At 38.0% G+C, this 17,519-nt stretch carries 8 protein-coding genes; all 8 read left to right on the top strand.

Annotated elements, in window-relative coordinates; translation table 11 throughout:
* Positions 1-170: 170 nt before the first annotated feature.
* Positions 171-2,306, top strand: coding sequence for a heparin-sulfate lyase HepC (gene hepC, locus AB3G73_RS00730; protein WP_367741745.1), 2,136 nt, complete (start codon positions 171-173; stop codon positions 2,304-2,306).
* Between the two features lie 16 nt (positions 2,307-2,322).
* Positions 2,323-4,584 carry a glycoside hydrolase family 95-like protein gene (locus AB3G73_RS00725; RefSeq protein ID WP_259011407.1) on the top strand — a complete coding sequence of 754 codons (2,262 nt, stop codon included), beginning with the start codon at positions 2,323-2,325 and terminating at the stop codon, positions 4,582-4,584.
* A 250-nt stretch (positions 4,585-4,834) separates the two neighbouring features.
* Positions 4,835-6,943 carry a heparin-sulfate lyase HepC gene (gene hepC / locus AB3G73_RS00720; protein WP_367741738.1) on the top strand — a complete coding sequence of 703 codons (2,109 nt, stop codon included), beginning with the start codon at positions 4,835-4,837 and terminating at the stop codon, positions 6,941-6,943.
* Positions 6,944-6,961: 18 nt separating this feature from the next.
* A complete protein-coding gene (locus tag AB3G73_RS00715; RefSeq protein ID WP_217722952.1) occupies positions 6,962-9,142 on the top strand; it encodes a surface glycan-binding family protein in 2,181 nt (726 codons plus the stop codon).
* Positions 9,143-9,166: 24 nt separating this feature from the next.
* Positions 9,167-12,310 carry a TonB-dependent receptor gene (locus AB3G73_RS00710; RefSeq protein ID WP_148364557.1) on the top strand — a complete coding sequence of 1,048 codons (3,144 nt, stop codon included), beginning with the start codon at positions 9,167-9,169 and terminating at the stop codon, positions 12,308-12,310.
* Positions 12,311-12,327: 17 nt separating this feature from the next.
* Positions 12,328-14,001: a RagB/SusD family nutrient uptake outer membrane protein gene (locus AB3G73_RS00705; RefSeq protein WP_148364556.1), complete on the top strand. Its 1,674-nt coding sequence runs from the start codon at positions 12,328-12,330 to the stop codon at positions 13,999-14,001.
* A gap of 184 nt (positions 14,002-14,185) precedes the next feature.
* Positions 14,186-15,472 carry a DUF4995 domain-containing protein gene (locus AB3G73_RS00700; RefSeq protein WP_217722953.1) on the top strand — a complete coding sequence of 429 codons (1,287 nt, stop codon included), beginning with the start codon at positions 14,186-14,188 and terminating at the stop codon, positions 15,470-15,472.
* A gap of 28 nt (positions 15,473-15,500) precedes the next feature.
* Entirely contained in the window at positions 15,501-17,501 is a 2,001-nt protein-coding gene (gene hepC / locus AB3G73_RS00695; protein WP_148364554.1) for a heparin-sulfate lyase HepC, read from the top strand.
* Positions 17,502-17,519 lie beyond the last annotated feature (18 nt).

Below are 17,519 nucleotides of genomic sequence, written 5' to 3'. Positions count from 1 at the left end.
TTAGAGAAAGAATACTGTCCTTTATATATATCAAGCAGAATCATTGCACAAATTTGATATACTATTCGATAAAACTATTAGCAACAAAGCTACTTTACCCCATATATTTGCATAGAGTTAATAACCAGCTCTCATATAAATTAAAATCTATCCAAACTAAAATTTATACTATGAATTTCAAAAACGGTTTCCGGATTAATATATTGCTAGTCTTTGTCTTTACAATCGTAGGATGTACTGATAATGATATCCCTCAAAAAGAGAACAATGACATTCCGTCAAAAGAGGAACCGACACCTCCGAAAGAGAATACTGAAGAATATTTATTTGAAATACTCAATCTTGATTATCCCGGATTGGAGGAGGTAAAATCTCTGTATGAAACCGGTGACAGTGATGCTGCCCTGAAAAAGCTGCTCACCTATTACAAAAATAGAACAGAGATAATAAATCCAAACCTATCTACTACCCTTAATGAAACGGAACAAGGATATGCCGACTATGCAATAAACGAATATCGCTTTTATGTCAATGACAATTATCTGGAAGACAAAACCAGAAAGATCCCTTATTCATTGCAAAACAACGATAAAACAATTAACTGGGAATTTGCTCCCAAAGGAGCCGACAATGAATATCAAAAACAAATACATCGTCATAACTGGATGCCCCTTCAAGGGAAAGCTTACCAAAACTCTCACGATGAAAAATACATATATTCATGGAAAGAAGTATATACCGACTGGATTGCCAAGAACCCCAAACCTGATGGAAAACCGGACAAGTTCAAATGGTATCAACTTCAGGTATCCACACGTATCATGGGACAAACAGAATCATTCGAGCATTTCAAGTCCTCTCCCAACTTCACAACCGAATGGCTTTCTTTTTTCCTCATACACTTTGCAGAACACGCCGACTATTTGTCCATGTACAAATACACCGGAGAAAACAATATTCTACTAAGCCAAGCAGTAGCATTAGTCTTTGCAGGAACCTTATTCCCCGAACTAAAAAATGCCCCACAGTGGCAAAAAACAGGATGTAACATCATTAATGAGCAAACCACAAAATTGTTTTTAAGAGATGGGATGACGAATGATCTCTCACTCCACTATCACATAGGTATAGTGGACGGGCTATATGATTTAAAGAGATTAATCCAATTAAATAAGCTACCGGACAACCTGCTTTCTCCAGAACTCGACAACGTCTTGCTGAAAGCCACTAAAGTCGTCATGCACTTTACATATCCTAGCTACTTCATTAAAGGAAGTAAGGATTGCAGTCCTGCATTCAACGATTCGTGGATAAAAACACGCAGTGTACTGAACAAGAACTTCGTAAAATATGCCAAAATGTTCCCGGATGATTCAGAACTTGACTACATGAAAACATACGGAAAAGGAACTCCACCCGATACCAAAATCAAAACGTTCGAATACTCTGGATTCTATGTATTACGCAATGGCTGGACTCCCCAATCAACAATGTTGGTACACAGCAACAATGTATCTTCCAAATTAGAAGATTCAAGTCACAACCAACTCGACAATGGGACGTTCGAACTATATCACAATGGTCGCAACTTCTTTCCGGATTCCGGCGTTTGTTCATATATGAAAGAAAATGATACGGAAGTAATGGAATTACGCAGGTGGTTCCGTCAGACCAAAGCGCACAATACTATGGTTTTGGGACAATTGGAAGAGCATGAAGCCACCGGAACCGAAGACATCAACAAGGCACAAGGCAAACTATTATTATCAGAAGAAAACGATAACCAACAACTAATAATAACAGAAAATCAAGGATATAGTAACTTCAAACACCGCCGTGCCATCTTCTATGTGAAAAAGCCTGTCGAATTCTTCGCTTTTGTAGATGAAGGCTTTGGAGCAGCTACCGGATATTCCAAATTATATTTCCATCTTTGTGACGAGACATCAGTCAACAATGTCAATTTGGATATTCAAGAGATGGGTGCGCATACAACTTTTGAAGATAATAACAACTTGCTTATTCGCAGTTTTGGGAATCAAGACATTGTATTAAAACCTTTTGAGGGACGAATCTCATATCAGACAGATAGAAAATTCTCTGTCAGAAAAGCTTATTCATTAGTTATGGAGAAAAAGAAAAACACATCCGTACGTTATATTACCATATTATATCCGGTAACAACAGCTTCCAATCACAAGATTAACGCTAAATTCACAGATAATCCTTCAGATTCAGATAATGTTTCTATTGAAGTGACAATTGATAATGAAACATATAATCTAAATTACGAACTTAAGAATTAATATAAAAGATAGCACTATGAATATTCGACGTAAATACCTTAACTGTATCTTTCTATTTTTAATCTGTTCTTTCACTGTAGACGCCCATTCTACAACTCTTAAACAGGATATTAATTGGCCTGAATTCATGAGCCAGCAAGATATGGTATGGGAAAAGCTGCCAGAATACTGGTATGAATCAGCTTATCTAGGCAACGGCAAATTAGGATTAATGATCTACAAAGCACCCGGTGAAAACTACTTGCGTCTGGAAACCGGTAACTGTGATGTGCATGACCATCATACAAAAAGAGATGTATTCGGGATTCCCCGACTACTTACCGGTTACTTTGCCCTGCATCCTAGAGGAGAAATAATCAGCGGTAAGATGCGCCTTGACCTTTGGAATGCCGAAGCATCAACAGATATTATCACCACCAAAGGGGTTATCCACCTACAAACCTTTGCCCATGCTGACAATATGATAATAGCAGTAAAAGCAACTACAGAAGGAGAAGAACATGACTTCAAATGGGAATGGGTAGCGGCTGAAGCCAATAGTCCCCGCTATCTACTTTTTAGAAGGCGGGGACAAATCAATAAAATTCCCAAAGACTATGAACTCAATCCTGCACCAACAATCACTCGAAAAGAAGATATCAACTTATCTGTTCAGAAGCTATTGGCAGGTGGTGAAACAACAGTAGGCTGGAAAGAGACTCAATCAACTAAAAAGGAACGTACCTTATGGATAAACCTTACACATACATATCCTCAAAATAATTCGAGTGAAATATGTAAAACTGAAATCCGGAAAGCTATAAGCGAAGGCTATCCATCCTTGCAAAAGACACATCGTAAATGGTGGAATTCCTTTTATCCAAATAGCTTCATCACATTACCGGAAGCACAAAAAGAGAACTTTTATTGGATTCAAATGTACAAACTAGCTTCTGCTACCCGTGGCGACCGTGCTCTAATAGACAATACAGGTCCATGGCTGACGGAAACTCCCTGGCCAAATGCTTGGTGGAACCTCAATGTACAGCTCACATACTGGGCACTAAATGCTTCCGACCATTTAGATCTCGCAGCCTCTTTAGAAAATGCACTTTACAATCACATAGACCAGTTACGTCTCAACATTCATCCTAATTATCGTCATAATTCATTAGGCATAGGAGTCGCTTCCAATTTGGAATGTATGACTACAGAAGTAGGTATTCCCGGAAAAGGTAAAGCGCAAGTAGGCCTGCTCCCATGGGCCTGTCACAACCTATGGCTTATCTACCGTCATAAAATGGATGATGACATTCTACGGAATAAACTATTTCCTTTATTAAAAGAGTCAATCAACTACTACCTGCATTTTCTTAAAAAAGGAGAAGATGGGAAATTTCACCTTCCGGCAACTTATTCTCCTGAGTACGATAGTACGGAAGATTGTAATTTTGATCTTGCATTATTACGTTGGGGATGCCAAACTCTATTGGAATCAGCCCATCGTCTGAACATTCAAGATCCATTGGCTAATACATGGAAAGACGTCCTTTATAATCTAACTCCTTATCCTATGGATAAGAATGGATTACTTATTGGGAAAGATATGCCATATGCATTCTCTCATAGACATTATTCGCATCTACTCGCCATCTATCCGCTGTACCTTATCAATAAAGAACAGCCGGGCGGTATCGAAACGATTGAAAAATCACTCACTTTCTGGCAAAGCAAGCCCAAAGCTCTCTTAGGTTATTCATGTACAGGTGCATCTTCCATATCCTCTGCCATCGGAAAGGGAAATGACGCACTAACTTATTTAAACAAATTATTTGGCAAGTTTCTCAGTCCAACCACCATGTATAGAGAGAGCGGTCCTGTTATTGAAACGCCTCTTTCCGGTGCTCAAAGTATTCACGACATGCTACTACAAAGTTGGGGTGGAAAAATCCGCATTTTTCCAGCTATTCCTGATACATGGAAAGACATCGCCTATTCCGGTCTGCGTACGGAAGGAGCATTCAAAGTTTCTGCTAGCAGAAAACAGGGAAAAACACAATTCATCCATATCAAAAGTCTGGCTGGAGAACCTTGCATTATAACGACTGATATAGTTAACCCTGTCTTTAAAGGAGAAAGAGACTTCACTGTACAATCATTCGAAAGCAATACTTATCGGATTGATTTAAAAAAAGGAGAAGAGGTCTACATTTCCCCTCAAGGAGAAAAGCCTGATTTTATTATTTCTCCGATTCCTCATACTTCCAAAAATCATTATGGATTAAAAATCATCCAATAGAACACCTAAAAATGTACAAAACCAACCTTGTAAACACTGGTAGATTAGATTACATTATGATACAAAAATAGCCTTCTATCAGTTCCACAACAGTTTTTTTAGACAGAAATAACATATGATTCAACAAATTTAATATCAAAAAAATCATTTTTGAACAAAGTGTGAACAAGGTAGACTATAGTCTATAATTTAATAAGCTAATTTTGCAAACAGTAAAATATAACTTTTAATAATTAAAACCTAATAAAGTATGAAGAACATCTTCTTTATTTGTTTATGTGCGCTTTTCGCTTTTACAGGATGCGCAGACGATGACGACGATCTATTAACCGGAGGAAATGTAGATATAGATCTACTTCCCGATTCTAAGCCCAATGATGTTGTAAATACCAACGTATTCGACATTATCAACCTTAATTATCCCGGATTAGAAAAAGTGAAAGAATTCTATGAAACAGGGGAATATTATTACGCGGCCAATGCTTTATTGGAATACTACAGAACAAGAACCAATGTTACTAATCCCAATTTGTCCTTAATTAATGTAACAATCTCAGAAGCAGATCAAACAAAAGCGGATTATGCATTGGAGGACTATCGCTTTCATGTAAACAATTTCTATGAAGATCAAGAAACATTGAAACCATATTCTTTAAAGAAAGATGGAACGATTAATTGGACATTTTCTCCAGAAGGTGCCTCTGACGAGTATCAGAAACAACTACATCGCCATCAATGGTTTATTCCACAGGCTAAAGCCTATCGAATTAGCGGAAATGAAAAATACATTCAATCATGGATTGAGGTATATAATAATTGGATAGACCAAAATCCTAAACCGGAAAGCGGTACAAACACAACGTCTTGGTGGCAATTACAAGTAGCAACCCGTATCAATGATCAAGTACAATTATTGGAATACTTCAAAAACTCTATTAATTTCACACCAGAATGGCTTACTACTTTTTTAGTAGAGTTTGCAGAGCAAGCTGACTTTCTTGTTGATTATCCTTATGAATCAGGAGGTAATATTCTGATATCACAAGCTAATGCACTGGCAACTGCCGGAACATTAATGCCGGAATTCAAAAATGCTGAAAAATGGATGGAAACTGGTTACCAAATACTTAGTGAAGAAGTACAAAATCAGATAATGAGTGATGGATGGCATAAAGAAATGTCTCTTCATTATCATATAAGTATTGTAGCAGATTTCTATGAGGCTATGAAATTAGCAGAGGCAAACCAACTTTCCAGTAAATTGCCTAGTAATTTTACAGAACCACTTCGCAAAGCAGCTGAAGTAGTAATGCATTTCACTTATCCCAACTATTTTAGCAAAGGTTCTGATAATGTAGTACCCATGTTTAATGATTCATGGAGTCGGACACGTAATGTACTTAAAAATACAAATTTCAAACAATATGTAGAAATGTTCCCTAACAGTGAGGAACTTAAATACATGCAAACTGCAGGTAACGGTGGTACTCCCCAAGGACATACTCCAAATAACGATATGAAATTATTTGACCAAGCAGGATATTACGTATTACGCAACGGCTGGACGTATGGCTCTACTGTCATGATTTTAAGTAATAATAAAAGTAATGACGCCTCCAACTCTATCAGTGCATACAGCCATAATCAACCTGACAATGGAACATTTGAACTTTATCACAATGGGCGTAATTTCTTCCCCGATTCAGGAGTATGTACCTATTACAGTACTGGTGGCGACAACACACTACGTTATTGGTTTCGCGGTATTGACAAGCATAATACATTATCATTAGGGAAGCAAAACATAAAAAAGGCCGAAGGCAAACTTTTAAAATCTGAAGAAGGTGCAGCAGAACTTGTTGTATTTGAGAATCAAGGATATGACAACTTAAAACACCGTCGTGCTGTATTTTATGTAAATAAAGAATTTTTCGTACTGGTAGACGAAGGCATTGGGAGTGCTGAAGGTACTGTAAATCTAAGCTTTAATCTTTGTGAAGGTAGTAGTACCGAAGTAGTTATGGACAAAGAAGAAAACGGTGTTCATACAGCATTTAGCAATGACAATAATATCATTGTACGTACTTTTGCCAATAAGGAGATAACCTGTTCACCTTTTACAGGACGCATAGCATATCTTGTTGACGGTAACTATAATGACCGGCAATCATATACTATAGATATGAATAAAGAATCTAATGAAACAGCACGTTATATCACAGTTATCATACCAGTTAAAAAAAGCACTGATATAAATAACATATCTGCTCATTTCACAGATAACGGATATAGTGAAAATAGCGTATCTATAGAAGTAAATGTAGGAGGAACTATATACCCATTATCATATACCTTATAAACTAATAACTCTTAAAATATGAGATCTAAATTACTAAACATTACTTCAAGATTACTAGGAACACTCATAGTAATCATATTGACAGTAGTCAATAGTTCTTGTACTGATACGGAAACCACTGACTCTACGAAGTTTACTATTTACTACACAGGTATGACTGATATCGGACCTTCCATGACAGGAATTATCAGTAGTCCGACTTACAAAGGTAGTACTCCATACGATTTTAGTATTACCAAAATAACACTCGATGGAGAAGCCTTTTCTGGCAATATCTTTACCATTGATTCAGAAACAGGAAAAATCACATTAAATAGTACAGGCAATACTCCAGTAGGCTTGTACAAGTTATCTATCTCTTGCTATTCTAATGGTAGCAGATACGAATATGCAGATATTGTAGAAATCAATATGATGAAACCTGTGCCAGATGGCATCAAAGCCATTCCTGAAAAACTTCAGGTAGAATATGCAGATATTATTGATACTGAAAGCAGTCAAGAATTACCGACCTCACAAATAACAACGGAAGGTAATCATATTTCCATTACAAACTACACAATTGCTTCCGTTGTATGGAATGAAACTATAATAGAAGACCCAGACACTTATTTTACAGTTTCGGAAACCGGCGAAATATCAATTATCAAAGGTAACCAGAATATCCAACCTGGCAAATACATCTTATCATTCAAGTTAACAACAGCAGCGACTGGAGAAGATCCTGAAATGGGTATTTTTGAAAATGCATTGGAAATTAATGTCACTTCCAGACCTCTGTCTCTAACATATACTCCCAATGAAGGTAAAATAGAAGAAGAGGGAGAGCTTAGTCCGGAAACAACTTTCCAGAGCAACCCACCAGTACTGAAAGGTTCTACAGAAGGGTTGACTTACAGCATCAGCTCAATAAGCCCAAGTACAGACAAAATTACTATAGATCCAACAACTGGAGTATTGTCTGTGGCTGCGCATCATGGTTTCAAAGATGGAGAAAAATACGAAATCAGTGTCAAAGTTATAAACGAATACTCTACAGAAGGGGTCGTATTTGAAAATGTACTCACATTAAATGCAGTCGAATTTATAGAGCCGATAGCCAATTTCGGATATACTAATGTAGAAGAAGTTCAAGCTGTAGAAATTGATATTCAGAAGAATGACAACTTCAAAGGTGATGAAGTGAAATATGAGTTCATAGACCTCGCAACTGAACTTCAAGGACAATTAAATCTTGATCTGGATGGCAACATCACTATTAAAAAAGGTAATACTATTCCTGTCGGACAGTATACCGTTCAAGTGATGGCAACAAATACCAAAGGTTCAGAAACTGCGACATTTACATTGAAGATTATAGAAAATCCGAATTATTTCACATTCTTCCGTTATGGAAACAATCTAAACTTACAGCCAATAGAGAACTACGCTGATCAATTTAGAATTGCAGCTGGTGCTAAACTCAACACAGTCAAACCTACGCCAGTTTCAACAGATGCATCGGGTGGATTGAAATCGTTAAAATGGGAGGTTGAGTTGAAGCATAATCCCAACAATACAAAAGCAACTATCGATGCTACTACCGGACAAATTACTATCACAGGTTTAAAAGCCGGACAATGTGGTATGGTTATGGTTACAGCTACAGCAGGAGAAGGAAAAACTGCAGTTTCTGTAAGTCAACCCGTATTCTTCCACTTCTCTACTTTATCAGATAATAATGTACAATTAGAATACACTCCATTTGTCTTCCAAGTTAATCCGATGAAAGGTGGTGTATCTGAAGCTCCAAGCTTAGGAACCGATATAGACAAATCAACATTCAGATTAGACTATAGACGTGATTTCTTCTACTATAACATAGCAGGTCCCGATTCACATATAAGTGGTCAATTAGCACAAGGAGTCAACAATTTCTTATCTACATTATGGAATTCATATAGTATAGATGCAGGTACATCCAGAAAACCTGTCTCATATTTTGATAATATAACAGATTTGAGTAAACCTCTAGGATACATAGATCAGACCGACTTTAAGGTACATATTAATCCTAATATGTGGCGCACAAAAGATGGCAATGCTAATGGAGCAATGATTGGTCAAATGACTTACAGCGTCAAAGGAGAAGATCCTCAAGGAGCTGCTAGTGGAGCAAGAGTTTCTCCTATGTTTATCTGGTTTGATACTAAATTCTAATAAATACATGCAAAAATACTCGTTATGTACAATATAAATTTTATAAAATCAATTAGCACAAGAGGGTGGTTCACCCTCTTGACACTGATCCTAACGATCAGCCTATATGCCCAGAATGCCACTTTAAAAGGTGTTATTGTAGACGAAACAGATACTCCTCTCATCGGAGCTACTGTACAAGTAAAAGGAACTTCAACTGGAAGTATAACTGACTTTGATGGTAATTATACAATTAAAGCCAATAAAGGTGCTGTTATTACATTCTCATATATTGGATACAAAACACAGGAAATTAAATTTACCGGGCAACCTACCGTCAACATTAAAATGGTTCCTGACAACCAAACTCTAGATGAAGTAGTTGTAGTTGGCTATGGCACAATGAAACGCAGTGACTTAACAGGTTCCGTAGCTTCTATAGCAGCCAAAGATGTAGAAGGATTTAAAACCAGTTCAGTGGCAGGCGCATTAGGAGGACAAATCGCAGGTGTACAAATCACATCAACAGATGGTACTCCAGGTGCTGGTTTCAGTATTAATATCCGTGGTGTCGGAACTCTGACGGGAGATTCCTCTCCACTTTATATTGTCGATGGTTTTGAAGTAGATGATATTGACTATCTGTCTAATTCTGACATTGAGTCTATTGAGATTCTGAAAGACGCATCTTCTTCAGCTATTTATGGTGCACGTGCAGCAAATGGAGTCGTATTGATCAGCACTAAATCTGGAAAAATAGGGAAACCTATTATTAACTATAATGGTTCAGCTAGTTATCGTAAAATATCAAAGAAATTAGATGTCCTATCTCCATATGAATTCGTTAAATTACAAGGAGAAGTAAACTCTAAATACTCCGACAGTTATTTTAAAACAGGAAATGATGATGACGGAAACCCTTATCGTTATCAATCCCTGGATGACTATATTGGTGTAAGCGGTGTAAACTGGCAAGATGAAACATTCAATCCGACGTGGTCACAAGATCATAGTTTATCAATTATGGGAGGTACGGAAGATACTAAATATAATGCATCATTCTCACGCTATATTGAAAATGGTATTTTCAAAAATAGTGGTTTTAATAAAACAACAGGTAAATTCCGTCTTGATCAGAAATTAAGTAAAAGCCTTTCCTTCAATTTTACTGTTAACTATGCATTGACAAACCGTGAAGGTGTAGGTACATCCGGTGATTCCGGACGCTTCAATATGCTTGCACAAATATTAAGTGCCCGTCCCACGGGTGGACTAAAACTGACAGACGAAGAACTCCTAGCTTCAGCTATTGACCCTGAAATGCTCGAATCAGGTGAAAGTTTAGCCCAAGTAAACCCAGTTAAACAAACCGAGTCGGTAACAAATAATAAACGTGCAGAAATGTGGTCCGGAAACGCTTCGGCAACATGGCAGATCATTAAAGGACTGACATTCAAGACTTCAGGGACCTACAATACAACCAACAATCGTACAGATATATTCTACAAAGATGGTTCAAAAGAAGCATACCGTAATGGTCAAAAACCTTATGGACGCACACAAATGGGTCGTGACGTACGATGGACAAACTCCAACAACCTTACTTGGAAACAGAAGGTAAAAAAGCACAACTATGACATTATGTTAGGTCATGAAGTTTCTTTTAAAAGCACAGAATATTTACTAGGTGAAGCAATGGATTTCCCTTTTGACAATTTAGGCAACGACTATCTGGGACTGGGAGCTACTCCGAGTAGAGTTGAAAGTAGTTACAGCGAGAAAACGCTTCTATCATTCTTTGCACGTGGAAACTACAACTATGATAATCGGTATTTATTTACAGCTACAGTACGTGCCGATGGATCAACTGTATTCTCTAATAAAAATAAGTGGGGATTCTTCCCCTCATTTTCAGCCGCATGGCGTGTTTCGGAAGAAGCTTTCATGAAAGATGTTGAATGGGTATCTAATTTTAAAGTCCGTCTAGGTTGGGGTATCGTAGGAAATGACCGTATTTCCAATTATCTTTCCATGGATTTATATGAAGCAAACAAATATGGAATTGGCAACAACACTGTTACTGTCCTAACTCCCAAACAATTGAAAAATGCTAATTTAAAATGGGAAGGCGCAAGCAGTGTTAACTTAGGAGTCGATTTAGGATTCTTTGACAACAGATTAAATGTTACAGCTGATTTCTTTATCAAAGATACAAAAGATCTATTATTAGCACAGTCATTAGCACATGTTACTGGATTCGATTCACAAATGCAGAATATTGGTAAGATCCAGAATAAAGGAATTGAGCTAAGTCTTAACTCTACTAATATTCAGACACGTAACTTTACTTGGCAGACCAACTTCAACATCTCATTTATCAAAAACACGTTGAAGGGATTAGCTTCAGGAGTAGAGTCAATGTATGCACGTTCTGGATTCGACAGCAACTTTACTGCATATGACTATATTGCAACAGTCGGACAGTCACTTGGTCTTATTTACGGATATGAATTTGACGGTATTTATCAAAGTTCTGATTTTTACACAACTCCTGACAATCAGTTGATTCTGAAAGAAGGAATCACAAATAATGCACGATATGGTAGTGTTAAGCCGGGTGTTGTGAAATATAAAGATCAGGATGGCGATGGCATTATTACTACTAATGACCGTACCGTTATTGGTAATGCTATGCCCAAATGGTATGGTGGTATTACAAATACATTTAATTACAAAGGTATAGACTTCAGTTTCATGTTCCAGTTCAATTATGGAAATGACATATATAATGCTACCCGTTTGTATGCTACACAATCCAGAAGTGGCCGTAGAAATATGTTGGCTGAAGTTGCCGATCGTTGGAGTCCGACAAATGCATCAAATAAAGTTCCTTCACAGGATGGATATATTGTTAATGATGTATATTCCCGCTTTATAGAAGATGGCTCATTCCTACGTTTAAAAAATATAACTTTAGGATATACACTGCCACACAAATGGACTCGTAAGTTTCATGCATCTAAGCTTCGCATATATGCAACAGGTCAGAATTTATTCTGCATAAGCGGATACAGCGGTTATGACCCGGAAGTTAATAGTGCAAGCAGCAACCCTATGACTCCAGGACTAGACTGGGGTGCCTACCCGAAGAGTAGAGTATTTACATTTGGTATTGATCTTCAATTCTAATCCACAAAAAATATAATATGAAAAAGATAATATACTATATAGCCATATCAGTAATGTGTTTACTTCCTTTTTCTTGTTCATTGGAGGAAGAAACCAGAACTGAAGTAGAGAAGAAAAATTATATGAACAATGCGGATGAAGCAAAGGATGTATTACTTGGCGTATACCGTACAACCATTGTAGATGCCATGTATGGTTATCATTTATCCATACTATTCAATTTAGGAACAGACATTTCACAGGTAGAAGGAAGTGGCAATGAAAACTTTCGTATAATTCCTACGAACTCATTTCCCACAACACAATCAGAAGTACAGCAAACATGGGCTGCACTCTATACAGGTATCTACAGGGCTAATGATTTTTTAGAACGTATTTCTAACAAAATAGAATCGTATACTAACACTGATAAGAAACTGGCAACCATATACATTGCAGAGGCCAGGGCATTAAGAGCTATGTTTTATTTTGAGTTAGTAAGACGATTTGGGAATGTAGTTTTGATGACCAGTACAGAAATGTCTAATCAAGATCCGGCAACATATGTACAATCAGCCCCAGAAAAAGTCTATGAGTACATTGAAGATGATTTGTTATATGCATCTGATATATTACCATATGCAATCGATGACCAATATCGTGAAAGTAATGAATACCGTTTTTCAAAAGGAGCTGCATTAGGATTACTTACTAAAGTCTATGCTACTTGGGCAGGAGATCCAGTGAAAGATACATCCAAATGGGAGGCTGCGGCCAAAACTGCACGTATCCTAATTGAATCTGGAAAACATGGACTACTAACAGATTATGAGCAATTATGGAAAAATACTTGTAATGGGGTTTGGGATCCTACTGAAAGCTTAATTGAAATTTCGTTTTACTCACCAACCGTATCTGGTAATAGTGATCCAGTAGGGCGTATCGGTAAATGGAATGGGGTAAAAACTACTGCAATTGCTGGTGTTCGTGGAAGTTGTGCTGCTAACGTAAAGGTAGTTCATACATTTGTACTTGACTGGAGAGAGAATACAGCTGATATTCGTCGTGATTTGTCCGTAGCCAACTACCAATATACTGACACAAAGAAAACTCTTTGGGCAGCTAGTGCTAGTGACACGGAAGAAAGTGCAGCTGCAAAAGATGCAGATCCGACAAAAGCACAAAAAAATAAACAGAATTATACCCCAGCCAAATGGGATATTCAGAAATATGTAACGACCAACAGTTTCATTAATAATGATAAATCAAATGTAAATTGGTACTTCTTACGGTATGCTGATGTATTGTTGTTATATGCTGAAGCATTGAATGAATGGAAACATGGTCCTACAACCGATGCATACAATGCTATTAATGCAGTACGTCGTCGTGGTTATGGTAACCCGGGTAATACAAGTACATGTGATTTAACAGAAGGGCTTGATGAAAAAGGATTCCGTGAAGCAGTTCGTAAAGAACGTAGTTATGAATTATCATTCGAAGGTCATCGACGTATGGACTTAGTTCGTTGGGGTATTTATTATAATACCATACAAGAGACTGCGAAAGAATTAGGTTATTGGTGGGAAAGTGCTGGCTCTCCTAATTATTCTGTGGCAACATATACAGTTAATGGTAAACATGAGTTATTCCCTATTCCACAACGAGATATGGATTTATGTATTTTATTCAATCAAAATCCTAAGTGGTAATTTAAATAAAGTATTCTCCAATATGCCTTGGTTGGGGCATATTGGAGATATTTAAAACCTTTTTCAACAAAATCGAAACTTGAAAAGCTCTATTTAAATGCCTTTTCGACAATCCTGTAATAAAAAATTAGGCTTTTCGCATACTTTTGCATCAGTACAAAACTTCTAAAAACAATCACTTAAAATGAATAACATGAAAAAGAAACTTGTTCTCTTTGCTTCGGTTAGTATTGCACTCGCGTCGTGCCAGACAACCCCAAAGGAAGACTACAGTTGGATAAAAAAAGGACTGGATGTAGCTTCTGCCCAATTACAACTTTCCGCAGAAGAGGTTAGTGGTACAGGGATGTTGCCACGTTCCATCCGTACCGGCTATGACATGAATTTCCTTTGCCGCCAGTTGGAAAGAGATTCATTAACATTTAAGGATTCACTACGCGCACAACCCACTGCTGACCAGCTAGGCAAACGTCGCCTCTGCAACGTTTATGACTGGACGAGTGGTTTCTTCCCCGGTTCATTATGGTATGCATACGAACTGACAGGAAACAATACACTGAAAACTCAAGCAATCGAATATACAAATCTTCTGAATCCGGTGCGTTATTATAAAGGTACACATGATTTGGGATTTATGGTCAACTGTAGTTACGGCAATGCAGAACGTCTTTCACCTAACGATACAATCGCTGCAGTGATGAAAGAAACTGCCGATAACCTCTGTGGTCGTTTCAACGATTCCATCGGCGCTATTCGCTCATGGGATTTCGGAACATGGAACTTCCCGGTTATTATCGACAATATGATGAACCTTGATCTTCTGTTCAATGTAGCAAAAGCAACAGGTGACAATAGATATAAAGACATCGCTATCAAGCATGCCATGACTACAATGCATAATCACTTCCGCCCGGATTATACTTGCTGGCATGTAGTAAGCTATAACAACGACGGAACAGTGGAAAACAAACAAACTTTCCAAGGCAAGAACGATGACTCTTCATGGGCACGGGGACAGGCATGGGCTATATACGGATATACCGCTTGCTACCGCGAAACGAATGACAGCATATTCCTGAACTTTGCAAAGGACATAGCTGATATGATTATGAACCGCGTAAAAACGGATGATGCTATTCCTTACTGGGATTATGATGCTCCTGTAACCAAAGAAACTCCACGTGATGTATCGGCCGCTTCTGTTACTGCTTCTGCAATGATCGAACTAAGTACGATGGTTCCCGACGGACAGAAATATCTGGATTATGCAGAAAAGATTCTGAAAAGTTTGTCAAGTGATGCATATCTCGCAAAAGTGGGTGACAATCAAGGATTCATTTTGATGCATTCCGTAGGTTCACTGCCGAATGGTTCTGAAATAGACACTCCACTGAACTATGCTGACTACTATTATCTGGAAGCATTGAAGAGATTCATGGATCTGAAAGGTATCAACTATAAAGATATCTAATACATTAAATTATAACACCTATTATATCATGAATAAAACTTTAAAGTACATCGTTCTGCTTGCAATCGCATGTTTCGTAAGCAAGGGTTACGCCCAAGAACTGAAAAGCGAAGTCTTTTCTCTCCTTAACCTGGACTATCCGGGACTGGAGAAAGTAAAAACTTTGCATCAGGAGGGTAAAGATGAGGATGCTGCCAAAGCATTACTGGACTATTACCGTGCACGTACCAACGTAAAAACTCCGGATATCAATCTGAACAAAGTGACTATCAGCAAAGAAGAACAGCAATGGGCGGATGACGGATTGAAACATACATTCTTCGTACATAAAGGTTATCAACCTTCTTACAATTATGGAGAAGATATCAACTGGCAATACTGGCCGGTGAAAGATAATGAGCTCCGCTGGCAGTTGCACCGTCACAAATGGTTCACTCCGATGGGTAAGGCTTACCGTATATCCGGTGATGAAAAATATGCTAAAGAATGGGCACACCAGTATATCGATTGGATTAAAAAAAATCCGTTAGTGAAGATGGACAAGAAAGAATATGAGCTAGTAAGTGATGGAAAAATCAAAGGCGAAGTAGAAAACGTACGTTTTGCATGGCGTCCCCTGGAAGTGAGTAATCGTCTGCAAGACCAGACTTCACAGTTCCAGTTATTCCTTCCCTCACCTTCTTTCACTCCGGACTTCCTGACAGAATTCCTGGTGAACTATTACAAACATGCTGTACATATCCTTGCTAATTACTCGGATCAAGGCAACCATTTACTGTTTGAAGCTCAACGCATGATTTATGCTGGTGCCTTTTTCCCTGAATTCAAAGATGCTCCGGCTTGGAGAAAAAGTGGTATCGACATTCTGAACCGTGAAATTCACGTACAGGTATACGAAGATGGCGGACAGTTCGAACTTGACCCACATTATCATCTGGCAGCTATTAACATTTTCTGTAAAGCCTTAGGTATCGCAGATGCTAACGGATTCCGTAAGGAATTCCCCCAAGATTATTTGGATACCATTGAAAACATGATTATGTTCTATGCAAACATTTCTTTCCCTGATTACACTAATCCATGTTTCAGCGACGCCAAGTTGACAACAAAGAAAGAAATGGTGAAAAACTACAAGTCATGGAGTAAACTGTTCCCGAAGAACCAGACAATCAAATACTTTGCTACAGAAGGAAAAGAAGGTGCATTGCCGGATTATATGTCTAAAGGTTTCCTGAAATCAGGCTTTTTTGTATTCCGTAATTCATGGGGAATGGATGCTACCCAAATGGTAGTAAAGGCAGGTCCGAAAGCTTTCTGGCACTGTCAGCCGGACAACGGAACATTTGAACTTTGGTTCAACGGTAAGAATTTGTTCCCGGATTCAGGTTCGTATGTATACGCCGGTGAAGGCGAAGTAATGGAACAACGCAACTGGCACCGTCAGACTTGTGTTCACAACACAGTAACCCTGGATAATAAGAATCTCGATACAACAGAATCTGTTACTAAGTTGTGGCAACCGGAAGGTGCTATCCAGACTTTAGTAACTGAAAATCCGAGTTATAAGAATTTGAAACACCGCCGTTCTGTTTTCTTCGTTAATAACACTTACTTTGTCATTGTAGATGAAATGGTAGGTAGCGGTAAAGGTTCTATCAATCTTCACTATCAGATGCCGAAAGGAGAAATTGCCAACAGCCGCGAAGACATGACATTCCTGACACAGTTTGAGGATGGAAGCAACATGAAACTGCAATGCTTCGGCCCTGCCGGCATGAGTATGAAGAAAGAACCGGGATGGTGTTCAACAGCTTATCGCAAACGCTACAAACGTATGAATGTATCATTCAACGTAAGAAAAGACGGTGAAGAAGCTGTACGTTACATCACTGTTATCTACCCGGTTAAGAAAAGCGCAGATGCCCCTAAATTTGACGCTAAATTCAAGAACAAAGCGTTCGATGAAAACGGTCTGGAAGTAGAAGTGAAAGTAAACGGAAAGAAACAGTCATTAAAATACAAACTATAAAAAACCCCAGAGTCTCTC

The organism is Bacteroides sp. L008, from assembly GCF_040812255.1.
Taxonomy (GTDB): Bacteria; Bacteroidota; Bacteroidia; order Bacteroidales; family Bacteroidaceae; genus Bacteroides; species Bacteroides vicugnae.
This window is presented reverse-complemented; position numbering and strand designations above follow the sequence as displayed.